This window comes from Anaerostipes faecis, assembly GCF_910574135.1.
GTDB lineage: Bacteria > Bacillota > Clostridia > Lachnospirales > Lachnospiraceae > Anaerostipes > Anaerostipes hominis.
The window spans coordinates 50,737-74,943 of record NZ_CAJSYK010000011.1; the positions used below are offsets into that span (position 1 = coordinate 50,737).

The 24,207-nt window shown below is 42.9% G+C and carries 24 protein-coding genes and 2 pseudogenes; 17 read left to right on the forward strand and 9 right to left on the reverse strand.

The window, feature by feature from the left end; genetic code table 11:
- Positions 1-61 precede the first annotated feature (61 nt).
- Positions 62-814, forward strand: coding sequence for a MurR/RpiR family transcriptional regulator (locus tag QGT46_RS09085; RefSeq protein ID WP_148459335.1), 753 nt, complete (start codon positions 62-64; stop codon positions 812-814).
- A 39-nt stretch (positions 815-853) separates the two neighbouring features.
- Here QGT46_RS09085 and QGT46_RS09090 read toward each other — a convergent pair whose 3' ends face one another.
- Entirely contained in the window at positions 854-1,093 is a 240-nt protein-coding gene (locus tag QGT46_RS09090; RefSeq protein ID WP_024728577.1) for a helix-turn-helix domain-containing protein, read from the reverse strand.
- A 249-nt stretch (positions 1,094-1,342) separates the two neighbouring features.
- Between QGT46_RS09090 and QGT46_RS09095 the strand changes: the two genes are divergently transcribed.
- The 4 genes from QGT46_RS09095 (at position 1,343) to QGT46_RS09110 (ending at position 7,905) form a co-directional block, all read left to right on the forward strand.
- Complete coding sequence (locus QGT46_RS09095) at positions 1,343-4,786, forward strand: hypothetical protein (protein ID WP_301590473.1); 3,444 nt, start codon at positions 1,343-1,345, stop codon at positions 4,784-4,786.
- A gap of 170 nt (positions 4,787-4,956) precedes the next feature.
- Positions 4,957-5,880, forward strand: a complete 924-nt coding sequence (locus tag QGT46_RS09100; protein WP_301590475.1) for a 1-phosphofructokinase family hexose kinase — start codon at positions 4,957-4,959, stop codon at positions 5,878-5,880.
- A gap of 1 nt (position 5,881) precedes the next feature.
- Positions 5,882-7,267, forward strand: a complete 1,386-nt coding sequence (locus QGT46_RS09105; RefSeq protein WP_148459340.1) for a PTS fructose transporter subunit IIC — start codon at positions 5,882-5,884, stop codon at positions 7,265-7,267.
- A 188-nt stretch (positions 7,268-7,455) separates the two neighbouring features.
- Positions 7,456-7,905, forward strand: a complete 450-nt coding sequence (locus tag QGT46_RS09110) for a PTS sugar transporter subunit IIA (RefSeq protein WP_148459342.1) — start codon at positions 7,456-7,458, stop codon at positions 7,903-7,905.
- A 65-nt stretch (positions 7,906-7,970) separates the two neighbouring features.
- On the opposite strand, the gene QGT46_RS09115 is transcribed toward QGT46_RS09110, so the two are convergent.
- The 5 genes from QGT46_RS09115 to QGT46_RS09135 all read right to left on the reverse strand — a co-directional run bounded on the left by QGT46_RS09115 (position 7,971) and on the right by QGT46_RS09135 (position 12,616).
- On the reverse strand, positions 7,971-8,873 hold the full coding sequence (locus QGT46_RS09115) for an N-acetylmuramoyl-L-alanine amidase family protein (protein ID WP_148459344.1): 903 nt from the start codon (positions 8,871-8,873) through the stop codon (positions 7,971-7,973).
- A 9-nt stretch (positions 8,874-8,882) separates the two neighbouring features.
- Positions 8,883-9,680, reverse strand: coding sequence for a hypothetical protein (locus QGT46_RS09120; protein ID WP_301590478.1), 798 nt, complete (start codon positions 9,678-9,680; stop codon positions 8,883-8,885).
- Positions 9,681-9,734: 54 nt separating this feature from the next.
- The gene (locus tag QGT46_RS09125) at positions 9,735-10,895 is read right to left on the reverse strand and encodes a zinc ribbon domain-containing protein (RefSeq protein ID WP_301590480.1); all 1,161 of its coding nucleotides are present in this window, start codon (positions 10,893-10,895) and stop codon (positions 9,735-9,737) included.
- Complete coding sequence (locus QGT46_RS09130; protein ID WP_301590482.1) at positions 10,867-11,574, reverse strand: hypothetical protein; 708 nt, start codon at positions 11,572-11,574, stop codon at positions 10,867-10,869. The genes QGT46_RS09125 and QGT46_RS09130 overlap by 29 nt, the downstream gene beginning before the upstream one ends.
- A 280-nt stretch (positions 11,575-11,854) precedes the next feature.
- Positions 11,855-12,616, reverse strand: coding sequence for a DeoR/GlpR family DNA-binding transcription regulator (locus tag QGT46_RS09135; RefSeq protein ID WP_148459349.1), 762 nt, complete (start codon positions 12,614-12,616; stop codon positions 11,855-11,857).
- Between the two features lie 211 nt (positions 12,617-12,827).
- On the opposite strand from QGT46_RS09135, the gene QGT46_RS09140 reads away from it, so the two are divergent.
- From QGT46_RS09140 to QGT46_RS09150, 3 genes are all read left to right on the forward strand, one after another.
- On the forward strand, positions 12,828-13,709 hold the full coding sequence (locus QGT46_RS09140) for a nucleoside/nucleotide kinase family protein (protein WP_301590485.1): 882 nt from the start codon (positions 12,828-12,830) through the stop codon (positions 13,707-13,709).
- Positions 13,633-14,844: a zinc-binding dehydrogenase gene (locus tag QGT46_RS09145; protein WP_301590553.1), complete on the forward strand. Its 1,212-nt coding sequence runs from the start codon at positions 13,633-13,635 to the stop codon at positions 14,842-14,844. Before QGT46_RS09140 ends, QGT46_RS09145 begins: the two co-directional genes overlap by 77 nt.
- Positions 14,845-15,045: 201 nt before the next feature.
- The gene (locus tag QGT46_RS09150) at positions 15,046-16,149 is read left to right on the forward strand and encodes a metallophosphoesterase (RefSeq protein ID WP_301590487.1); all 1,104 of its coding nucleotides are present in this window, start codon (positions 15,046-15,048) and stop codon (positions 16,147-16,149) included.
- Here QGT46_RS09150 and QGT46_RS09155 read toward each other — a convergent pair.
- Positions 16,138-16,275 (reverse strand): annotated as a pseudogene (locus QGT46_RS09155) (winged helix-turn-helix transcriptional regulator); the annotation flags it as partial. The gene QGT46_RS09150 and the pseudogene QGT46_RS09155 sit on opposite strands and share 12 nt — an antisense overlap.
- 25 nt (positions 16,276-16,300) lie before the next feature.
- Here QGT46_RS09155 and QGT46_RS09160 point away from each other — a divergent pair.
- From QGT46_RS09160 to QGT46_RS09190, 7 genes and pseudogenes are all read left to right on the forward strand, one after another.
- On the forward strand, positions 16,301-16,471 hold the full coding sequence (locus QGT46_RS09160) for a hypothetical protein (protein WP_301590489.1): 171 nt from the start codon (positions 16,301-16,303) through the stop codon (positions 16,469-16,471).
- A gap of 145 nt (positions 16,472-16,616) precedes the next feature.
- The gene (locus QGT46_RS09165; protein WP_301590491.1) at positions 16,617-16,895 is read left to right on the forward strand and encodes a hypothetical protein; all 279 of its coding nucleotides are present in this window, start codon (positions 16,617-16,619) and stop codon (positions 16,893-16,895) included.
- An 83-nt stretch (positions 16,896-16,978) separates the two neighbouring features.
- On the forward strand, positions 16,979-17,413 hold the full coding sequence (locus tag QGT46_RS09170; RefSeq protein WP_301590555.1) for a C45 family peptidase: 435 nt from the start codon (positions 16,979-16,981) through the stop codon (positions 17,411-17,413).
- 2 nt (positions 17,414-17,415) lie between these two features.
- The gene (locus QGT46_RS09175) at positions 17,416-17,703 is read left to right on the forward strand and encodes a hypothetical protein (RefSeq protein WP_301590493.1); all 288 of its coding nucleotides are present in this window, start codon (positions 17,416-17,418) and stop codon (positions 17,701-17,703) included.
- A gap of 6 nt (positions 17,704-17,709) precedes the next feature.
- Positions 17,710-18,666 (forward strand): AraC family transcriptional regulator, encoded by a 957-nt coding sequence (locus QGT46_RS09180; RefSeq protein ID WP_330655790.1) that lies wholly within the window; start codon positions 17,710-17,712, stop codon positions 18,664-18,666.
- 335 nt (positions 18,667-19,001) lie between these two features.
- A pseudogene (locus QGT46_RS09185) lies at positions 19,002-19,655 on the forward strand (recombinase zinc beta ribbon domain-containing protein); the annotation flags it as partial.
- Entirely contained in the window at positions 19,622-20,020 is a 399-nt protein-coding gene (locus QGT46_RS09190) for a macro domain-containing protein (protein ID WP_301590559.1), read from the forward strand. The pseudogene QGT46_RS09185 and the gene QGT46_RS09190, both read left to right, overlap by 34 nt.
- On the opposite strand, the gene QGT46_RS09195 is transcribed toward QGT46_RS09190, so the two are convergent.
- The gene (locus QGT46_RS09195; protein ID WP_301590496.1) at positions 19,996-20,577 is read right to left on the reverse strand and encodes a zinc dependent phospholipase C family protein; all 582 of its coding nucleotides are present in this window, start codon (positions 20,575-20,577) and stop codon (positions 19,996-19,998) included. The genes QGT46_RS09190 and QGT46_RS09195 overlap by 25 nt on opposite strands.
- A gap of 443 nt (positions 20,578-21,020) precedes the next feature.
- Positions 21,021-21,365, reverse strand: coding sequence for a hypothetical protein (locus QGT46_RS09200; protein WP_301590498.1), 345 nt, complete (start codon positions 21,363-21,365; stop codon positions 21,021-21,023).
- A 126-nt stretch (positions 21,366-21,491) separates the two neighbouring features.
- On the opposite strand from QGT46_RS09200, the gene QGT46_RS09205 reads away from it, so the two are divergent.
- The gene (locus tag QGT46_RS09205) at positions 21,492-22,382 is read left to right on the forward strand and encodes a DMT family transporter (protein ID WP_301590500.1); all 891 of its coding nucleotides are present in this window, start codon (positions 21,492-21,494) and stop codon (positions 22,380-22,382) included.
- Between the two features lie 149 nt (positions 22,383-22,531).
- Positions 22,532-24,028, forward strand: coding sequence for a glycerol kinase GlpK (gene glpK, locus QGT46_RS09210; protein WP_301590502.1), 1,497 nt, complete (start codon positions 22,532-22,534; stop codon positions 24,026-24,028).
- The last annotated feature ends 179 nt before the right edge of the window (positions 24,029-24,207 follow it).

Genomic DNA, 24,207 nt, shown 5'->3' on the forward strand with positions numbered 1-24,207 from the left:
AAAACGGATGAAAATCATGTATAATAAAAAAGATCTTTCACACAGACAGGAGGGACGAGTGATGATTATTGAAATAAACAGCAAGATTGCAGAAAATCTGTCCAAGACCGAATTGGGAGTTGTCAACTATATCAATGACAATGAGGACAAACTTTCAGACCTGTCCATAGTAGATATTGCTTTTGAAACATTTTCCTCCCCGGCAACCGTGTCCAGAGCCATCCGCAAATGCGGGATCAATGGGTTTAACGAGCTGCGGTATAAATTAACGGCAAAGACGGAAGATACAGAAGTGAAAGACTTGAATGAAATCATGAACAAGTCTCTGATCGAGGCGACTTCCGTGATTGAGCATATGTCCATTCCCAATGTGCTGGATATTCTGCATGCCATGAAGGATGCCAAAAGGGTTCTGATCTTTTCCAGGGGGCCTACACACTTGGTGGCGCAGGAGCTGAGCATGAAGCTTCAGGTGCTGGATTTTTTTGTGGTGGATGTGGAAGACCCGCAGATCATGAGGATCATGTCAAAGAACTTACAGGAAGATGAGGTTGTGATCATCCTGTCGTTAAACGGGGAGACCAAGGAGCTGATCGACTCAGCCAGGAACGCAAAACTCAGAGGCTGCAAGGTGATCACGCTCTGCTGCAGCAGTACCAGTGAGCTATTTGAGTATTCAGATTATACATGGCTCGGATACAAACACTCTCACATTGCAATAAGAAACTATGAGGTGACGTCCAGGCTTCCGCTGTACATTATGTGCCGGATCCTCGTAGACTTTTTAGTCGAGAATATAGAACATAAAAAATAAGGCCCAAAGAGGCCTTATTTTTTTGTCCATTCTTGTATTCTATTCATGATATCCCGGGGAAGAAGACTTCTTCGGATAAGGTGTGACAGCATCTGTTCGGTCCATCAGATAATCCAGGCTGGTATTATAAAAATCTGCTAAAAGCAGCAGATTTTCAACTGTAGGGATGGATTCCCCTGTCTCATATTTTGAAATAGTACTTTGGCTGATTCCGGTCTCCATTTGTACTCTTAATTGGGTGATATCCCTGGAAACCCGGATGAACTTTATATTCTTCATTTATGTTACCTCCATACTATGATTCTCTCAAAAAAAAGATATATAATTTATGATAGGATGATATAAATTATTCCAATATTGAATATTAAGGCTAAGGGTACAGAATCACTTGGTTTTCTTACATTGTAATATTTCTCAGAGGAGGTAGAAAAACTTGACATTTATTCTTATTAAGAATAATATATTCTTATATCGAATAAACAGATATGAATTGAAACAAAACAATGTAAACAACAGGAGGTACGTAGTATGAAAAAGAAGCTTACGGGGAAACGTCTTCGTAAATCGGCAGTGAGCCTGGCATTATCAATGGCAATGGTGTGCTCGACAGGGGCACCGGCTTTTGCTGCAGGACCAGTCTCAAATAAGGCAGTAAATGAGGCAGTGAAAAGAGCGACGGAAGGACTGAGCTTCTCCGTTGGGGGAGCAGCCTATGAGAATGGGGCTTCCATTCCTTGGGGAGCAACTGTCAAAGTGGAGGGAACTACAGATGAAAGTACATACAGCTGGAAACAGGATGGAGAAGCCATTGAGGGTGAGGAGTCTTCTATAGATATCTCTGGGAAAGAAACGGTAGGACACACTTATACAGTGACGGAGACGTCAGAAGACGGAGAGACCACGTCAGAGGCATCCTTTACTGTAGGAAAAAAAGAGGTCAAAAAATTATCGTTTTCCGATGAAAAACAGACTTATGATGGAAAAAGCCATGAGCTCTCCATCAAAAAGATTGACGGTCTTGATTTTTCTGAGGAAGAGTTTGGAACTGTAATACCGGAATACAGTGAGGATACAGTAAATGCCGGAACTGTGACGGTGACGGCGGGTGTGAACAATAAGTATTATGAAGGAACAGCTGCGGGAAGCTATGAGATAGAGAGAGCAAGTTTAACAGGGAAAAGCCCGGAAGTAAGTGTCTCAGGTGATTTCACTTATACAGGGGAACCTGTGGTGCCCGGCCAGTCTTCGGTAACCGTAAAAGTAAACGGACAGATTCTGAGGGATAAAGATTATACAGTGGAGTGGTCCGACAATACAAAAACAACAGATACACCAAAGGCCGTGATCACAGGCATAGAAGGCGGAAATTATGCTGGCAGCAGTGAACAGGTTGAGGTTTCCGGCTTTAAGATTTCATCAAAAGCGGATGAGAGTCTGACAGCCGATCAGACAGCAGATCTTACCTATACCGGATCAGCTCTGACTCCAGTACTGAACGTCATGTCCGGCGATAAGGAGCTGTCAGGTGACACAGATTACACTGTTACTTACCACAAAGGAGAAACAGCAGAGGGAGATACAGTAGAGCCGGGAGAGTTGATCAACGCCGGAACCTACACAGCCCAGATCACCGGAACCGGCGATTATGAAGGATCAAAGGGAAGCGTGACATTTACCATTGCTCCGAAAAAAGTAGGAGAAATGACCGTAAAGCTGGAGGATGAAAGTCAGGATATCACTTATGACGGAACGGAAAAGAAGCCTGGCATTAAGGTTACATATGAAGACGGAGAAGAAAAGACATTAGAAGCTGCAGATTTTTCAGTAGAATATAAAAATAATGTCAATGCTGCGCAAGCAGATGCTGAAGCGGCTCCTACTGCAGCCGTCACCGTCGGGGGTGGAAATTATGAATATACTGGCAGTGATCCTCTGGAGGTAAAATATACAATTGAAGCATGTGATATCAGCAGCTATAAAGTGGCATTCGTAGAAGGTGCAGAGACATCATTTGTATACAATGGAAAAGCCCAGGCTCCGGCCGCAAAAGATATCATCGTGAAAGAGGGGGATGACAGCACACCATTAACTTCAGATGATTTCACAGTAAAACCGGAGGAGTTAAAAGGAACCAAAGCGGAAAACGGCATCAAGGCCGTGGTAGAAGGAGCGGGAAACTATAAAGGAACCGTGGCAGGTGAGACAGCGGAGGCTCTTACCTACAACATTACTCAAAAATCCATCGCAGATGTTTCCATTGAAGGCATCCAGGATAAATACCGCCAAAAGGACGACGGTTCAGCAATTGACGAACCAGAGGTCGTGGTAAAAGACGGTGATACACAATTAGTTCTAGATACTGACTACACTCTGGAATATCAGACGGAAGACGGAACAAAATTAGAAAATGGTGCGGCTGACCTAAAGAATGCAGGACAATATAAACTCGTGATCACTGCAAAGGAAGGCGGCAACTATAAAGATTCAGCGGTGAAATCATTTGAGATCACAGCGGCTGTGGATATCTCAGATGAAGCTGTAAAAGGTGAAGTCACCACTTCCTATATTTATGACGGAACAGCCAAGAAACCGGCTGCAGAAGATATCCAGCTGACAGACGGAAAAGGCAGTGTGATCCCGAAGGATGCCTACCGTATCAGATCTTATAAAAATACAACAAAGGCGGGAGACAATGCAAGTGTCACCGTAGAAATACTGGATTCCTGCGCGGACTATAAAGGTACAAAAGAGATTAAGTTTACCATCACTCCGCAGGATATTTCTGAAAACTACAGTGACAAAGTAACAGGATTGGATGCCGTAACCTATAACGGAAGCGGGCAGACACCAACAGTAGAGGTAACGGGACTGACGGAGGAGGATTATACCGTCGTATTAAATTCCGGAATTGAGATGCTGAATGCACAGACATATGATGTCGAGATCAATGGAATCGGCAACTATACAGGAACCATTAAGAAGACATTTACAGTAAATCCTGCCAATGCCGCTGGAAAGCTGACGGTTCCGTATATGCTGGAGGATCAGGTGTACACAGGTTCAGAGATCAAACCGGCCGTAAACTTAAGCGCCATAAACGAGGAAGATGAATCTACATATCCATCAGTAAACCGTTATGCCGACAATGTAAATACGGGAATGGCAGTTGTATACACAGATGCAGTAGGAAATTATACAGGTACATTTGTGACTGTATTTAAAATCACTGCAAAGGATCTGAGGGATGCAAAGATCACAGCTGCGGATCAGACCTACACAGGAGGTGAATTAAAACCTGCTGTGACAGTTACAGACGGGTCAAGAGTTCTAAAGGCAGGCACAGATTATGATACAGCTTATACAGGAAATATCAATGCGGGAACTGCCAAAGTGACAGTGACCGGCAAAGGTAATTACAAAGGAACAGCAGAAAAGACCTTTAAGATCTCAGCGAAATCCATCGCAGGTGCAGAAGTGACCGCGGCAGATAAGACCTATACCGGAAAGAATCTGACGACTTCTGTCACAGTAAAAGACGGCAGCAGGACTTTAAAATCCGGAACAGACTACACGCTTTCATACAAAAACAACAAAAACCCGGGAACGGCAACAGTGACCGTGACTGGAAAAGGAAATTATGCTGGAAGTGTATCAAAGACATTCAAAATCACAGTAAAGGTTTCCAAAGCTTCCCTGACAAGCGCAAAGAAAACATCCAAGAAGGGCCAGCTGAAAATTAAATGGAAGAAGGTTTCCGGTGCGACAGGATATCAGGTATATGCTGCACAGAATAAAGGCTTTACCAAAAAGGTGAAGAAGGCTACCATCAAATCAGGAAAAACAGCAAGCACCACATTAAAGGGACTCACAAAGAAGAAGACTTATTATGTACGCATCCGTGCAACAAAGAAAATTGCAGGAAAGACATACTACGGTGCATGGAGTACGGTAAAGAAGACAAAAACAAAATAATAAATCCATGAGGATATGAAATCCCGGAGGCTTTACAGGCTTCCGGGATTTTTCTAATTTTATGGTATTTGGTCCACTTTGTTCCGTTTTCAGGATATGAAAAGATTTTCATGGAATACTTGTCTATAATAAAGACTGTAAAAAGAGATTGTATTCTATGGAGGAGCAGTATGATTTATACGTTAACTACAAATCCTGCCATCGATATGAACATTTCCACAAAAGGAATGGAACGTGCAAAAGTAAACCGCACATTCGATACGGTTTACACTCCCAATGGAAAAGGTGTCAACGTCACGTTGACATTAAAGCATTATGGGGTAGATTCCACGGTTACTGGATTTTTTGGAGGATTTTCGGGAAAATATATTGTAGAGGAACTGGAAAAAAGACAGGTGGCGGTCAAGCCGGTCTGGGTCGGTGACACAACAAGGATCAATATATTTTTAAATGATGGAGAGGGCGAATTCAAATTTGTCAACAGCGGATCGTTTGTAGGAAGAGACCAGCAGGAAGAAATGCTGAATCTTTTTGAGACAGCCGAAGATCTGAGCTGCCTTGTGATCAGCGGCAGTCTTCCGCCTGGAATCGAACCGAGTTATTATGAAAGTATTTTGTCAATCTGTAAAAAGAGGGGCATTGATGTGGTGCTGGATATCAGCTCCCCGAAACTGAAAGACTTATTAAAATACCAGCCCTTGCTGATCAAACCAAACGATGAAGAGATTGAAGAGATCTTCGGGATCAAGATCAAGGACGAAGAAGACATTCTGCATGTCCTTACCTTCCTGAAAGAACAGGGGGCCAGGAATGTACTGCTGACGCTCGGAAGCAAAGGAGCGTATTTTTGCAACGGAGAAGATGTGTATTATTCATCTTCCCAGCCGGTTAAGTTATTAAGCTCGGCGTGTGCGGGAGATGCCGCATTGGCAAGCTTTTTAAGCCTTTGGCTCGATCATCCGGAAAATGTGGAGGATGCATTGAAGCGTTCGGCTGCCACAGGGGCAAATGTGGCGGAGAGCAACGCACTCGGTGATTTTGCCAAAGTAGATACTTACTTTCACAATATCAAAATAAGAAAGGTGGAGAAATGATATGAAAAAACTATTAGGTGTTACAGGGTGCCCAACCGGGATCGCCCATACTTACATGGCGGAGGAAGCTTTGAAGGAAGCTGCCGAAAAGCTGGGCGCTGAAATGAAAGTTGAGACCAACGGAGCTGTTGGTGTCGAGAATGAATTGACTGCTGAGGATATTGCTGAATGTGACGGAATTATTGTAGCTTGTGATAAAAATGTAGACATGGACCGTTTTAACGGAAAACCAGTCATAGAAGTGCCGGTCTCAGACGGGATCAGCAAAGCGGAAGAATTAGTGCAAAAGATGCTTGATGGAAACGTTTCAGTAAGAGGCGGGGAAGTGAAGGCAGCCGGAAGCGAAAAGAAAGCAGAAGAAGGAAAAGATTCTATTGGACATCAGATCTATAAGCATCTGATGAACGGTGTCTCCCATATGCTTCCGTTCGTTGTAGCCGGTGGTGTATTGACAGCCATCTCTTTCTTATGGGGTATTTATTCAGCAGATCCGACCAATGAGCAGTATAATGTGATTGCTGCTACTATCAAGACAGTCGGCGGTACATCCATGGGAATGATGGTTCCTGTACTTGCGGCATTCATCGCACAGTCCATCGGTGACCGTCCGGGAATGATCGCAGGTTTCGTAGGCGGAATGATTGCCAACACCACTGGTTCAGGATTTATCGGGGCAATCATCGCAGGTTTCTTTGCGGGATACTTATGTAAGTTTGTTGTAAACGCTTTAAAAGGACTTCCGAGAGCATTGGAAGGATTAAAATCAATCTTTTTTATTCCGATTATTACAGTAGCAATTGTAGGAATAGTAATGCAGGTAACAGCAGATCCAGTTTCAAGTATTAATAAAGGAATGATGGATTTCTTAGCTGGATTGCAGAATTCCAGCCCGATTATCTTAGGACTTGCGGTAGGATGTATGTCTGCATTCGACATGGGAGGTCCAGTTAATAAAGCAGCTTATGTAACAGGAACTGCGCTTCTAGCACAGGGGAACTATTATTTTATGGCTGGTGTATCTGCAGCGTGTATAACACCTCCACTTATTATTGCAATTGCTGCTACTGTTGCACCAAAGAAATTTACAAAGGCTGACCGTGCAGCTGGATTGGTAAATTATGTATTAGGATGTACTCATATTACAGAAGGAGCAATTCCTTTTGCTGCGAAAGATCCGGTAAGAGTACTTCCAATTCTGATGATTGGATCTTCTATTTCTGCAATTTTAAGCTATATTACTAAGATTACGGTTCCTGCTCCACATGGAGGGTTCTTAATTTTAAGATTAGTAAATCATCCGTTATTATGGGTTGGATGTATTTTAGTAGGATCTGTTATTGGTGCATTTCTTTATATAATTACTGCAAAGAATGTAGACGCGAATTAATCAGATAAAAAAGACACAATATACTCAGAGTATATTGTGTCTTTGTAAGACAAATATATATCATTATTAATTATTTATAAATAGTATATATATTTGTCAGAAAAATAGTATATAGTAACAATGTTACAAAATAATGTATAGTTATTTAAAATTATATTAATTATGAATATAGTTGAAAGGGTGATGACATGAATATTATGGAATTATTTGATGAGTCAACAATGAATCTAAACTTACAGGGAGAGACAAAAGACCAGATCATTGAAGAAATGGTAACACTTTTAGATGAAGGCGGAGTGCTCGCTGATAAGGACGACTATAAAAAAGCGATCTATGCAAGAGAAGAACAGTCCTCCACAGGACTTGGATTTGACATTGCGATCCCGCATGCCAAGACCGCAGCAGTAAAAACTGCACGGGTGGCCTTCGGAAAGTCTGACAAAGGATTTGATTTCGGAGCCGAAGACGGGACAAAAGCACACCTGATTTTCATGATAGCGGCAACCGATACAGACAGCAACCTGCATCTTAAGGCGCTGGCAACACTCTCAAGAAATCTGATTAAAGCAGACTTCAGAGCGAAGCTTCTGGCAGCCAATACTGCAGGAGAAGTTATGGATGTGTTGAAGACTTTATAATAGCAGATATCAAAAAAAGCGGCGGAATTTATTTCTGCTGCTTTTAAAATGTTTTACAGAAGATTTTATTCATTTACACTTAATTGATAAGACCTGGTTTGGTACGTATTGTTTTTTCCCTTAGGATCCCTCACTGTTGTTATTTTCACATTTTTTTTGATTGTTGTTCTAGCAGCCTTTTGCGAGTCTTTTATCAGATGAAAATAATCAGCAATCCCTTGGGCATCCTTCTCAGCTATTTTTTGAATTTTCTCATCAGAAGAAAAATATGATTGAAACTCATCTATATTATCCATATATCCGTGTTCAATAATAATAGCTAGAATATCCTCATTAATTCCGCCTTTTACGATCGCATAATAGTCACATAATCTGCCATTGCTATAGGTATTTCTGGTCTCAGATAATCTACGCAGCAGCCCTCTGTTTTTCAGCCCAAGTTCGCTGATGCGGTTTAATATATTTGCACCTAATTGCTCTTCCTTTTGTGCCAGATTTTCTTTTTCATTTCCGCTGGCAACCAAAACGTAAGCGCCGTCTTTGGCATCAACAATGCTGCCTTTGGCATTATGATGAATACTTATCAATGCGTCCGCCTGATCTTTTTTTGCTTTTTTCACTCGTTTCTTTAAAGATATATTTTTGTCTGTCTTGCGAGTCATAGAAACAGTAACTCCATGATATTTTTCTAACTCTGTTTTCAAGTACAAAGATAATTTTAAATTTAAGGTTTTTTCATAGGTTACTGTCCCATCTGCTGTAATCTGGGCACCTGTATCAACACCGCCATGTCCGGGATCGATTTCTATTCTCACTTTCTCAACCTTATCCTTATTTGAAACTGTCACTTCGGTTGCCTTCGCAACTGTCCTTTTATCCGTTTTATTCGGCACATTTATTTTCTTTGCATAGATTAAAAAGATAAGCACACCACAAACAACAAAAACAAAGAATGTTAGTTTTTTCATGGGCAGCCTCTATGATTCGTCCGACAGAAATTCATTGTATGTTCGGATTTCCTTCGTTGAACCGCTGAAAGATGCTCCGCGGTAAAAACAGTCAGCCATATAATCTGCCTGGCCCTTTGGATTATCACTCTTATCATCTGCTTTATATTTAAATTTAAGAATGTAATCATAGGTTCCATTAGAAGCAATGATCATATATTGACCTATGGTTTTATCACTATTTAAGTGACCGCCATAAATTTTTCTGCAAAAGGCTCCCGACTTTTTAACCCCCTCTGTGGGAAACTTAAAATAAAAATGGGAGAATTCATCTTTATAATCTTCCGCCAGATTTTTTACTTCCTGCTGCGCGGATCCAGCGGTTGCCTTTTGAGAAAATACAGTATATTCAGTCACCCCGTCGTCTGCCGAAAAAACATATTTCCCATCTTTATTAATATCTACACGGTTGAAGAAGTTCTTAGGATACACAAAGCTATATCCCCCGCTGGTATTGCAAGTTACCTTTTTATATAATTGGGTATTTAGGCATTTGCTGTAGTCATTGGTACTGTTGGCATCCACTGCAATTTTACTATTGGTGTTATCGTTGTTTTTTCTTTCTGTAGCTGACTCGGATGTAGTCTTTTTTGCTGCCGTAGTTTTTTCTTCCTCTGCAGCTGTGTTTTCAGTTGTGACGTTATCAACTGTGGGAGCGCTTGGCGTCTGTTCTTTATTTGCAGACACATAGCAAACAATATTTAAAATAATGGATAAAGCGACTACAATGCTTAAACCAAGAATGATTTTCTTTTCTTTTTGTCTCATATTTATCTCCATTTCTTTCTCAAATGTATCACTGTTTTATCAAAAGCATTATGATTACATGGCTATTTTCCAGGCTCCATCCACATACATCATATAAAAATCTTCATCAATGGAGAGCGTATCTTTTGTAGCTTGTCCCCAGAGTTCGTTTGTATAAGTATATTCACAACTTGCATTAAATGAAATATACGGCTCCTTAAAGTTCTTTGCCGGACTTTCCATAATTTCACCTGTTTTAGGCTGAGTCTGGATGTCTGCTTTGGAGTTCTTGGTACCTCCATAAACAGTATAGGAAGAGATAAAGCTTTCCGCATCTTCTTTTGAATAGAAATAATCTTGGATCTCATCAGCAGAAACATCTTTTTTTCCCAGATAGTTGGTCCACTCTTTTAAAAAATTTATCATTGTGTTTTTTGCTGCCTGAACTTGCTTATTGCTATACTTAAGTGAAAGTTCTTTTAAAGAACCCGTGTTTAACTCATAAGTATCTTGTGATAAAAAATCATCCTTATCCTCAAAAGTTACAGTGTGATTGCCTTCTAATACTTCAATATCATAATATTTTTCATCTTCCTCTTCTTTCAGATAAATATCTTTGATCCTAGTTCCGTCTATAGAAACTGGACACTGTTGAATATATGGAATTTCCACTTGGACAGTATCAACCTTTAAGTCAGCTAATTCCCACTGGTCAAAGAAAAAATATCTTTTTTTATTTAACTTTTGAACATTGCAGTAGTAATCAGACCCAAAATAAACCTGTTTTTCTGCTGAGTCTTTATCATTACTGCTATTGATCTCACCTAACTCACCTGTTACATTTGCCATGACTTTTTCATAAGAGGCTTTCGTAATAAATTCTGTTTCGGTGATATTTGTCATGTCATAGATTTTATCCCACTGTTGATTGTTGTAATACTTACGATATTGCTCCGCTGTTTTTTCGGCGGTATTAAATTTACTTCCTTCTATGTAAAAAAATCCAACACTGATACATAAAACGAAAATAAGAATTCCAATAATGGTTTTACCTTTCTTTGAGAATTCTTCCCCTTTCTTTTTTGTCTTTGCCTGTTTTCTTTTTGTTTCTTTTTTTATATGCAAAGAGGAACCACACTCTTCACAAAAATTTCCGTCGGGTACATCTTTCCCACAATTTGGACAAATCATAATTTTATCTTCTCCTCTATAATCCCATAAACATATTTCTTCCATAGCTGCTTACTATATTGGTAAGAGATGTTTTAAGAACAATATATAAAACAAGACTCACAACAATAAATACCGCCGCAAGAATATACATAGTTTTTTCTTTATCTGCGCCTTTCACCTCATCAACCGCTTTTCCCATCAAAAAAGTAGAAGCAAGCTTCCCGCTGATGAAAACAAGGATACCGAATCCTGGATTTAATAACAGGCAGATGATACCTAGTACTAAAAATAGAATATTAATTGCTGCTGTTGTTGCCGGTACGGTCATAAAATCAACATAGGCTGCGTCACTCTTGCTTATCATTTTTTCCAATGCCCAAAGCACAAGTGTCGTCAGTGCGTTCATTCCAATGACAAACAAAAGTGCATAGAAAAATATTTTTGGATAAGAGACCATCTGACGTCCAAAATATGATGATCCTAAAGTGGATGATACAAGTATCATCAAACAAATGCCTGTAATAATGCCCTCACCCAGCCAAGTTACTGCACTCTCTTTCAGCGAAAACGATGCAGTAATTTGTTTCGCACCGGAGGCAGGTTTCACTAGTACTTTTTTTATTCCGCTTGAAATTTTATTTTTATCAATATCTTGAAAGAAACTTGTTTCATCTTCTTTGATCTGACAAGTACAAACCTCCCCGTCTTCTAACCTTTTTCCGCAAAATTTACAGTATTTCATACATAATTCCTCCCTTTTCTCTTGTAACTGTATTATTATACCAATAATTGACTAAAATTTCAATTACCTCATCATCTTGTAAAACGATTTCATGAATAAAAAAAGGTCTCATGCAAAATTGTCTTTGCATGAAACCTCGTTCTTTCAAAATAAATAACTGCTGTCTGTGGCAGCATGACACCTTTTGTTTTGACATGCTTATCTAGCAGATACTGCGTCCGTGTTCTACATGATTGGAGTGAGGCATTCTAAGAGCCGAACGGAAATCATGTGGAACATGTTATACCAAGATAACTTCCGTGAGCTCACTCAGTGTCTTATAGGTAGCGGACGGAAGTTCTTTATCCGTGATAAAGTAGTCGATATCCTTCCAGTTAGCGTACTGTACTAAAGAGCAGATATGGGCCTTGGAGCTGTCAGAGATGACAACAATGATCTTAGACTGGGGGATGATGGCCTGCTTGATCTGTGCATCTGTGAATTCTGAGACTGCCGGCCCGTTGTGCTGTTCAAATCCGCTGGTCCCCAGAAATGAGATATCTACCTTGATAGTGTTGATAAAGTTGGTGGTCTGGAACCCTTCTGTGGACATATTGTTCGGGTTCAGCTGGCCGCCGGTTAAGATGGTCACGTTGTTGCCGTTATTTAAATGGTAAGTGGTGTTGATGGCATTGGTCACAATGGTATAACCGGATTTCTGGCTTAAAAGCTGTGCCATGCACTGCATTGTGCTTCCGGCGTCAAGATAAATGACACCCTGTTCCGGGATCAATTCCAATCCCTTCTCACAGAGGGCATACTTTACGGAGCTGTTTTCGCTGACCCGTGTTTCGATGGGGATCGGGCGGAAGCTTGAGACCAGGGTGGCGCCCCCGTGGCTGCGCTCTATAGCCCCGATCTCCTGAAGATGAGTCAGGTCTCTTCTGATGGTTTCTTTTGTCACTTCAAATTTATCTGCAAGATCGCCGATCTTAGCACTTCCTGTACTGTTGATATATTCGACGATTTCCTTCTGCCGTTCTTTTGCGAGAAGTTTTCCCATGTCCGTTCCTCCTTTTTTACTGTTACACTCATCATAACAGAAATTCAAATTCATTTCAAATTTAAATCCACAAAAACAAAAATAAAACAACAAAAACAAACGTAATTTATGTCAGAGTATTGACATAACAAGGAAAAAATCATATAATTTACCCATAAAACAAAAATAAACGGACATAAAACAACGTAAACAAAATTTAATGAGGTAGATCATGAAAAATTGGAAAGAGTATGTGTTTGATGTCAATGGATTTCAGATCAATACGGTTTACAGCGAGGAAGCCATAGAAACCATTTTCCTGCCCATGCTGAGAAAATTCACCGGTATGCAGAAAAAACTGGGCCGGAGACTGATCGTATTTCTGGCGGCGCCGCCGGCAGTGGGAAAGACAACACTGTCCAAGTTTCTGGAATATCTGGCTGTGCAGCAGGAAGATCTGACAGAGATACAGGCGATAGGACTGGATGGTTTTCACTACCACTCAGATTACATTAATACCCACAATGCGGTCGTGATGGGAAAAGAAGTTCCTATGAAGAAAGTAAAGGGATGTCCAGAGACTTATAATACCGGGAAGCTTGAGGAGAAGCTTGGAAGGATCAAAGAAGAAGATATTCTCTGGCCCATATATGACAGAAACATCCACGATGTGGTGGAAGATTTGGAAAAAATTACGAAGGACATTGTGCTGATCGAAGGCAACTGGCTGCTCCTTGATGAGGAGCCGTGGAAGACATTAAAGGATACCGCAGATTATACGATATTAATCCGCTCTGAAGAAGAGACGTTAAAGGAACGGCTGATCGGAAGGAAGATGAAGGGCGGCCTTACGAGAGAAGAGGCAGAAGACTGGTATATAAACAGCGACAGCGTGAATGTGAGAAGGGTTTTGGAGACTTCTCTGGACGGGGATTTGATGTTAAAGGTAGAAGCAGACGGAGATTATATTAGGAGGATAAAGGATGAAATCAACAGCGGCAGTTCTTGCAGGGAAAAATCAGGTTTATGTAAAGGAAGTGGACCTTCCGGAAATCGGAGAAGAGGAACTCTTGGTAAAGGTTGTGTCAAACAGCATTTGCCTGTCAACTTATAAGGCGGCACTGAGGGGCGGGGAGCACAAGAGGGTGCCGGATGATCTGAGTCCGGAGCACCCGACGATTACCGGCCATGAGTTCGGCGGATACATCGTAGAAGTGGGAGAAAAGCTGAAAGACCGCTTCAAGCCGGGAGAAAAATTCGTACTCCAGCCGGCTATGGGACTTCCGAGCGGATATTCTGCCGGATACAGCTACGAATACTATGGAGGAAACGCAACCTACTGTATTATTCCGAAGGTTTCCATCGACATTGGATGTGTACTTCCGTATGACGGTGATTATTTTGCAAATGCATCTCTGGCAGAGCCGATGTCATGTATCATCGGAGCATTTCACGCTACCTACCACACAACACCGTATGTGTATGAACACAGAATGGGATTAAAGGACGGGGGAAGTGTGGCTCTTCTGGGATGTGCGGGTCCGATGGGGATCGGAGCCATTGATTATGCACTGAACGGGCCGTATCATTCAAAGCGCATCGTTGTGACGGACATCAATGAAGAAAGGCTTGAGAGAGCAAAATCCCTGATTACTCCGGAGGATGCGGCTTCTAAAGGTGTGGAACTCATTTATGTGAACACCGCAGGAAAAGAAAATGCGGCAGAAGAACTGAAAGAATTAAACGGCGGGAAGGGATATGATGAAGTATTCGTATTCGCACCGGTGGAATCCCTCATCGAGATGGGAGACGATCTTTTAGGAAACGACGGCTGCCTGAATTTCTTTGCAGGGCCTACGGACAACAACTTCAAGGCAAAATATAATTTCTACAATGTCCACTACGAAGGAACCCACATCTGCGGAACTTCGGGAGGAGCGCCTGTGGATATGATCGAGTCTCTGGAACTGTCTGCGGCAGGAAAGATCAATCCGTCTTACATGGTTACACATATCGGAGGCATTGACGCGGCACCGGATACGATCCTGAATCTGCCGAAGCTTCCGGGAGGCAAAAAACTGATCTACCCACATATCAAGATGGAACTGACTGCCATTGAAGATTTTGAGGAATTGGGAAAAGAGAACGAGATGTTTGCACATCTGGCAGAGATATGCAAGGCAAACAATAATGTTTGGTGCAGAGAGGCGGAAGAATATTTACTCGACACTTTAGCACCGGAAGAGTAAGAGAGAATGACGAAGAAGAGCCCTGTTTAATTTCAGGGCTTGCCCACTTTGTTCTCCTGGGAGAGCTGTACCTAAAAATATCAATATATGTTTTTATTTTATGTGAAACTGTTGACTTTGAGCGGGGTCTAAATGCTATCATGGAAAAACATCAATAATGATGTTTGAATATTTATGTAATAAACAGAAGGAGGCCCCACATTGTATCTGTTATTTTTCATACTGCCGATCTTGATCCTCATACCGACAGGAATATATTTATATGTTTTCTTCCGCAGGATTCTGAGCCTTTTCTTAAAAAGGGACGTACGCCTGGCGAAAGGACTGAGTGCGGCTTTGGCATTGGCCTGTGTTTTTTCTGCCTGGCCGGCCTATGGATGGGGAGGAGTAGCCGTCCTGCATCTTGCAGGAGTCTCCCTGGTCATTGAGCTGGTCAATTTTCTCATCAAAAGAGCACCGTTTGTTTTCAAAGTATGGGATCTGATTTACAGAAGCGGAGTACTGTCTTTTCTCATCATTTCGGTTGTTTTTTCTTACGGATATATGAATATGCAGAAGATTGAGAAGACCGGTTACAGGATCGGGACTTCTAAGATTCATCAAGAGGAAACACTCAGGATAGTCCTGATGTCGGACATCCACCTGGGCGTTACGATGAGTGCCGAAGACCTGGAGAACTGGTGCAGTAAAATACAGAATCAGGAGCCGGATCTGGTTCTTTTGGCCGGAGATATCTTCGATGAGGATACCGGGAGAGAAGAGATGGAACGGGCGGCCAAAGCTTTGGGACGGATGCAGAGTACTTACGGAATTTTTTATGTATATGGGAATCATGATTCCAATCAATACAGGGAAAAGCCGGAGTACACTTCCGGACATCTCAGGAATACTTTAGAAAAAGCCGGAGTCCATGTGCTGGAGGATGAGGTGTTTAAGACAGGGAATCATATCTGCATCATCGGGAGAAAGGATGCCGGTGACCAGGACAGGAAGAGTCTGAAAGAGATCATGAAAGATGCACCGGAAAACAGTTTCAGAATCCTAATGGATCACCAGCCCGGAGATCTGAAGGAAAATAACAGGCAGGGCATCGATCTGCAGGTGTCGGGCCATACCCATGCGGGACAGATCTGGCCTACCGGGCAGCTGATGCAGCTTCTTGGAATCAATGAGATCAACTATGGCTTCCGGAAGACCGGAAATCTTCAGACAGTGGTGACATCGGGCATGGCGGGATGGGGATATCCGATCCGCACGGGAGGACACTGTGAATATGTGATCATAGATGTGGTGTCAAAGGAATGAGGTTTCACCACGGCGTGTTTTGTCTCTGTATTCGGTTCCCCACTGCGCCATGGAGTCCAGGATCGGTTTTAAGCTCAGTCCGGTCTCTGTGAGAGAATACTCTACTTTCGGAGGGACCTGAGGATATCCTTATTTTTAAGGAGGTAACAAGATGGAATGGTTGAAAAAACTTGGAGCAGCCATTGATTACATAGAAGATAATCTGGATAAGGAAATATCGTATGATGAAGCAGCCCGCATTGCGTGTTGTTCTCCCTATTATTTTCAACATATTTTTTCGTATGTTTCGGGTATGTTACTGTCTGAATACATATGTTGCTGAAAAATGACACAGGCGGCATTTGAATTGCAGCGGACGGACTGTAAGGTAATAGATATTGCTCTGAAATATGGATATTCTTCTTCGACTTCTTTTTAATCGGGCATTCCAAAATATTCACGGTATTACGCCGACAGCAGCAAAATCTATGGGCAGTATTTTGCAGGCATATCCGTCAATTCAGTTTTCAATCAAAATATCAGGAGGAAGTTCGATGGCGTATCACATTGCAGAAAAACAGCCTTTGCGTATCGTGGGTATCCGTATTCCAATGGTTGAGGATATGGAAGAAAATCTAAGGGCAGTTCCTGATTTTTGGAAATCCACGTTGCAGGGAAATCAATTATGGAAAATATACAGATTATCCAATCAAGAGCCGGGCGGAATATTGGAATTAGTGTATTACCTTAAAAGGCGACCATTATGAAATGGGAGTGAAACGTGGAAAGATTTTTAAAAGAGGTCAAATATCCTTTCCGCTTCAGTTAGACGATTTTCAGCTTGAACAGGGTGATATATGGGAGAAATAATGATTTGCCTCCCTTTCTGCAGGATGGAAGCAAAAGTGAAATCTATGTTCCGAAGAATGGTAATCGGTTTAATATTACAACGTCATCTTTTATTAACGGAGAAGAGGGATTGAATGAATATGGTCTTGCAGTTGCGATGACATTTGTGATGACTGCTCCTCAAAAGATACAGGCGGGATTTAATTCTTGCTTCATTGTGAGGTATTTGCTTGAAAAAGCGAAAGATACGAAGCAGGCAATTTCATTGCTTTGTAATTTACCCATAGCTTGTAATTGTAATATTTTACTTGCAGATAAAAGCGGCAGAATGGTAGTGGTTGAGTGCACGCCGTCTGTCAAAAAATCCGAAAAGCAGAAACTTTTGATAGTGGAAGAATTGTTTGTACGGTCAACAGTTTTACGTCTGATGATATGAAAATGCATGATGACGCACATGGGAATGACTATGATTCCCACAAACGGTACGAGGTTGTCATAGACAGTTTTTCTTCAGGGAAGATAAAAGATGATTACATTGAAACCACCAAACATCTCTTAAAAGGTGATTATGGTTTTATGTGCCAATATGATAATGAGCCAGACTTTGAAACCGTTTGGAGTTCCATTTTTGATTTAGGGAGTTTAATCATTTACCGTGCAGAGGGTGACCCAAGAAAAAAGAAATTTGTGATAGATAACAGACTGCATGATATTGGTGTCAAATGAGGATAATTGAAACTTAACAAAGCAAAGCATAGAATATCAGGAAAAGACATTGTTTGTTTACTATACTATGATTACGGAAGGAGGAAAAACATGGAATGGGTGAAAGGATTGCAAAAGGCAATAGACTATATTGAAAACCACATTACCGAAGATATAGATTATGCTGAAGTTGCAAAACAGGCGTATTCTTCGAGCTTTCATTTCCAAAGGGTTTTTCATATTATCTGCGGCTATTCTATCGGTGAGTATATCCGCAACAGGAGGTTGTCACTTGCAGGAGCGGATTTATTTTCGGAAAATGAAAAAGTCATAGATATAGCCCTAAAATATGGATATAACAGTCCAGAAAGCTTCAGTAGGGCATTTACAAAATTTCATGGAATTACGCCAGTCCAAGCGAAAAATGAAAAACTTACACTCAGATCTTTTTCCAGAGTTTCCGTAAAAATCATATTAGAAGGAGGAACAACAATGGATTACAGAATTGAGAAACGAGAAGGGTTTGAGGTCATTGCCAAACGAGCCAGATATGGAGGAGGACAGGAAATCAGCCAGAAGAATATCCATGCAACATGGGCGGCTTGCGGAGCAGATGGAACGATTGATACTTTGTGCAAATATATCAATCCAGAAAACATCTTCGGAGGAGCAATCGTTGGGATATGCTTTGACAATCCGATTGAGGGGGACTTTGATTATGCAATCGGAGCGGCTTATACAGGCGGCGATGTGGTAGCAGGATTGACGATTGAGAAAGTACCTGCAAATACTTGGGCAGTTTTCCCTTGTACTGGGAGAATGCCAGAAGCGTTTCAAGAGTTGTATCGGAAAATTTATACAGAATTCTTTCCAACCAGTAAATATCAGCCTGCGGGCGGGATGTGCATTGAGGTTTATCCGAGTGCTGAAATTTACGATAATAATTTCCATTGTGAAATATGGCTTTCCGTAGAGGAAAAGTAAGGCCATTACCGGGCTGATACATTTAAATAAATGCTAAATGTCGGCTCTATGCAATATGTAGTAAGACAGGGCAAGTCCACTGAATTAAAAAAACGATGTTTCGGTGGATTACTCTGTAATGCTTTCATTACCCTCCGACTTCGCTTTTTGAAGTTTGGAGGGCTTTCTTTTGCCCGCAATCAGTATTTTTTATCTATACATAGTTCATCAGAGAAAGGCAGACAGCCAGTTAAAAAAATCCCTGCCTATGCAACGCTACCTCTCACCATGAAGGTAGAAGTACAATCTCTACTTAACAGAATAATTATCTCCTATAACCAAACCGCTATATCTGAAGCGAGAACAGCGTGAGGGGCATTTTAAGAAGCCCTGTCTATGCGGGAAACCTTGCAGGCTACAAGCGGATTGCCGCCAACATGAAAAGCAAGAAAATACCTTCTAAGCTGACCGAAGAATGGGAAGTGATACTCAATACACACGAGGGGATAGTCACGCAGGAGGATTTGAAAATATCTTTGCAGGTGTTATCAAATGTGCGGACTGCGGCTATGCGATGCGGGCGGCGAGTGCGAACAGAAGGAAACGCCCCGACATCATCGACTGCGTATATGGCAGGTATGGCAACGTCATGTGTACCGCACACGCTATTGAAGCTTTACTATAAATTCATCGGCTTTGTCGGTGAATTACATATCACGCCAACAAAACGGTGGACAGCATTAAAGCCTAAGAATTGTACGGTATGCGGCGTTGAATATGTCCCCCGTTCTTCAATATCGAAGTATTGCCCAGAGTGCAGGGAAAGAAAAGGAATTGTATATGCAAAGGAACTGCCCACAGTGAAAGAAGAATTCAATTCAGAGCTCCGCCATGGAGATCGGATTTCTCTATGGAAGGGTGATATCACCAGAATTTCGGCGGATGCATCGATAACGCCATTCACTCGGCGGCCGGGATCGGACTTCGGGAAGAGTGCTTCCGGATTATGAGAAAACAGGGATACGAAGAACCTGCCGGGCGGGCAAAGATCACTCCTGGTTTTAATCTTCCGTGCAGATTTGTGCTTCACACGGTGGGTCCGATTGTAAGGGAAATCCTCACCGAAAAAGACTGTCATACATTGGAAAGCTGCTATCTGTCATGCCTTAAACTGACGGAGGAAAAGAAACTGGACAGTATTGTATTCTGCTGCATATCCACGGGAGAATATCATTTTTCCAACCGGAAGGCCGCAGAAATCGCGCTGAATACGGTACTTGCTTATCTGGACAAAGGAAGCGGCTTAAAGCGTATAGTTTTCAATGTATTTAAAGACATCGACTGGGAAATTTATAAAAGCGGTTTTACAGCATGATATCTCCCGGACAAAAAACCATTTCTCTGTGCCAGTCCTTTGCATACGATAAGGGCTGAGTGAAGAATATACCGGCAGTCACTTTCCGGTGTTGAGGAGGAGAGAATATACTGCCGGTGCAGGTTTTCCAGCCATGGTTCAAATCTGCAGATGCCTGAGCACGATTTTATATACCGGCTGATCTGATTCGTTCTCAGACAGTTTGAGAAGACCAGGTGGAGACGGCGTTCATATTTTATGTGCTCTTTCAGAGAATAGCGAAATTCTTTGTTATGGGGACGGGTAAAAGAATCAGCGAGATAATGCATCATCTCACCGGCCCGGAACCAGCCGGCAAAAGTATCCCGAAAGCCTGACGAATAAGCCTGTCCCATCAGATGTCTGCGGGAGTCATAACTGTGTCCTTTCAGTTCTGCGGCATTGGAGCCGCCCAGATAGGAGAAAGGATTGAAATCGGGCAGAACATTTCCCAGGATAAATGCAAATGTTTTGGAATTGTTCAGGAACATTCGGCGGGCCAGCAGTTTTGAAAGTGCAAAATGATCTTTTGTTTCCATAGGATACCTCTATATAAAAACAGTGTTTTCGGGTCTGTCTTCATAGTATCTGCGAATTGTGTATAAATAGTGATGGAAGTTTAAAAAAATTCGCAAGGGGATATCCTTTTAGAGATCATTCAGCAATGCTTCTTTCCACGTATCCAGAAGGCTTTTGGAAATTTTTAATCCAGCATACCGGCAGGTCCTGGAGTGTCTCCGCATCTGTGGCAGAGAAAATCTCATAAGGACTGTTAAAAAATCGTTTCGTTCGGAGCTGCTGAGGCCGGAAAGCCAGCTTTTTAATGTGCGGTCGATGAAATTTGGAGGAGGGGTTGACTGACTTTACCCGGATAAATTCAGGCCCCATGACCTCCCAGGAATATGGATTGTGCTGTAAAAGCCCGGTCCGTCATGATTATAGACTGTCTGTCCCGCTAAATGCAAAAAAAGCTCTGTGATCCTCAAACAGCACGGTAACGGCGGCAAATTGTTTTCCTGTTCCGGCTTAAGCGGTCAGCATAACGTGAAAGTCTCAGGGGACCAAAGCGTCTGCTCTTTCCGAGCATTCTCAGCAGTCTTTCGTCTTCTTTCGTTCTGGTACGGCGGTTTTCTTTGTCCTGAGAGAAAAATGCTTCGGATGCCTCCTTTATTGTCACCGAGCCGGATTCCGAGATATCGGGGACAATGCCCGGAAACCGGATGTAGGAACGACAGGACAGAATCAGGCTGTCAACCTCATTCATCCCACATTCCTGAAAGCTTACATCTCCCCTCCAGGTGAGATAATCAAAGATATTTGTGGACATAGGCAGGCTCCTTTGCGTGCAGAGACAATATCCTTCTTTCATCATTATACTGTAAAAACAAATTCCTCAAAACACTGTTTTATATTATAATAAACTGAAATACACGAGAAAGGATTTTGGAAACCTATGAATCAAAATACAAAAGGCGTGATCTTTACAATGTTGGGAGGAATCTTCTGGGGGATTTCCGGGATTATCGGGAAATATCTGTTTGACGAAAAGCAGCTCACGGCCGTCTGGCTTGTGACGCTGAGGCTTTTGTCGGCAGGACTGCTCATGCTCTTGTTGGCGGTAGTCCAAAAGAAGGGGGATATATTCCGTGTCTGGAAAAAGAAACGAACGGCAGTGAGTCAGCTTGTGTTCTGTCTGTTCGGGATGACAGCCTGCCAGATGTCTTATTTTCTTGCAATCCAGTATTCTAATCCGGGGACAGCTACTGTGCTCCAATACATTGCCCCGGCGCTTATCATGCTGTTCTGTCTGGCAGTAGAAAATAGAAAGCCGAAGCGCCTGGAAGTGATCGTTCTGGTCTGCGTCATCACCGGGGTTTTTCTGTTGGCGACTCACGGAGATCCCGGCAGTCTGGCCGTTACAGGCAGGGCTTTGTTCTGGGGACTTGCTGCCGCAGTTGCTCTGGCTGTCTATAATATTCAGCCGGAAAAACTACTGAATGAATTTGGCTCACTGGAGACAGTGGGATGGGGAATGTTCATAGGGGGACTGCTTATGATACCTGTGACGGGCTTTTTTCATGTCCCCGGTATATGGGACATGAAAACGGTCCTCATGACACTGGCCGTTATCATCTTCGGAACGGTTATTCCGTTTGGATGTTATCTGGAAGGCGTTCGCATGCTGGGTCCTGTGAGAGCCAGCATGTTTGCGTGTGTGGAGCCGCTGGTGGCGGCAGTCATGTCTGCACTGCTGCTGGGAGAGATTTTTGTTGGCATGGATATCCTGGGATTCACTCTGATTATCGGAGGGGTCACATCCCTGGCAGTGTTTGACCGGACATAAAATAAGGCGGGCCTGTCTGCTCCCTTCTGTGTGGCTGAAAAATTTATAAATAATCGCTGTTCTGTTGGATATATTTGTGCAATATGCTATAATAAATCTGACATAACGTGTGGGAGCACAGAGAAATAACGGAGATCTAGGAGGGCAATATGGAGAGATACATTATGGCACTGGATGCGGGCACAACGAGCAACCGATGTATCCTGTTCAACAGAGAAGGCAAGATCTGCAGTGTGGCTCAGAAGGAATTCACTCAGATATTTCCGAATCCGGGATGGGTGGAGCATGATGCGGGAGAGATCTGGTCTACGCAGCTCGGAGTGGCGGTGGAGGCCATGCAGAAGATCGGTGTCACGGCGGAACAGATCGCGGGCATCGGCATCACCAACCAGAGGGAGACTACGATCCTTTGGGACAAGGAGACGGGGGAGCCGATTTATAACGCCATTGTGTGGCAGTGCCGCAGGACCTCACAGCTCTGTGATTCCCTGAAAGAGCAGGGACTGGAAGAAAAGATACAGGATAAGACCGGTTTGATTATTGATGCCTATTTTTCCGGGACGAAGGTCAAGTGGATTCTGGACCATGTGGAAGGAGCCAGGGAGAGGGCCAAGAAGGGAGAGATTCTCTTTGGAACCGTGGAGACCTGGCTGATCTGGAAGCTCACAAAAGGAAAGGTCCATGTGACGGATTATTCCAATGCATCCAGAACCATGCTTTTTAATATCAAAGATCTCACATGGGATAAGGAGATACTTGAGATACTTGATATCCCGGAAGCGATGCTTCCAAAACCTGTCCAGTCAAGTGAGATATACGGTGAGGCAGACCCGTCTTATTTCGGCGGTGCGATTCCTATTGCGGGCGCGGCGGGAGACCAGCAGGCGGCTCTGTTCGGACAGACCTGTTTCAAGGCGGGCGAAGCCAAGAATACATACGGCACGGGAGGATTCCTTCTCATGAATACGGGTCGGATGCCGGTGAATTCCCAGCACGGGCTTTTGACAACCATCGCATGGGGCCTGGACGGCAAAGTGGACTATGCGCTGGAAGGATCTATTTTTGTTGCGGGAGCTGCCATCCAGTGGCTGAGGGATGAGTTAAAGCTCATTGACTCCTCCCAGGATTCCGAGTATATGGCCCAAAAGGTAAAGGACAGCAACGGCTGTTATGTGGTGCCGGCGTTTACGGGACTGGGTGCTCCCCACTGGGACCAGTACGCCAGAGGAACGATCCTCGGCATCACCCGCGGAGTCAGCAAGTGCCACATTATCCGGGCGACACTCGAGTCCATTGCATTTCAGGTCAACGATGTGCTGAAGGCCATGGAGGCCGACGGAGGCATTCATTTAAGTTCTCTCAAGGTGGACGGAGGCGCCAGCCAGAACAATCTTTTAATGCAGATGCAGGCAGACATCAGCGGTGCTCCGGTACACCGTCCGGCCTGTGTGGAGACGACTGCCATGGGAGCGGCATACCTTGCAGGCCTTGCAGTTGGCTACTGGGACAGCAAAGAGGAGCTGTCCGAGAACATGGATATTGACTGTGTCTTTGAACCTCAGATCAGTGAGGAAGAAAGAGAGAAAAAGGTATCCGGATGGAAACGGGCGGTCCGTTATTCTTACGGATGGGCAAAAGAAGAATAGGAAAGTTGATTTTTTCACCAGTCTTCACACTGGTGAAAAAATATGACAAGATTGGTTGGACCAATTAAGCGGGATTGTAAAAAATATTGACTTAGAGTGAGCTCCAGGTGATATAGTAAGTCCGGGAGCACATAATGGCCGGCAGGAAGATGCAGCGGCCTTCAAATAAAAAAGTAAGG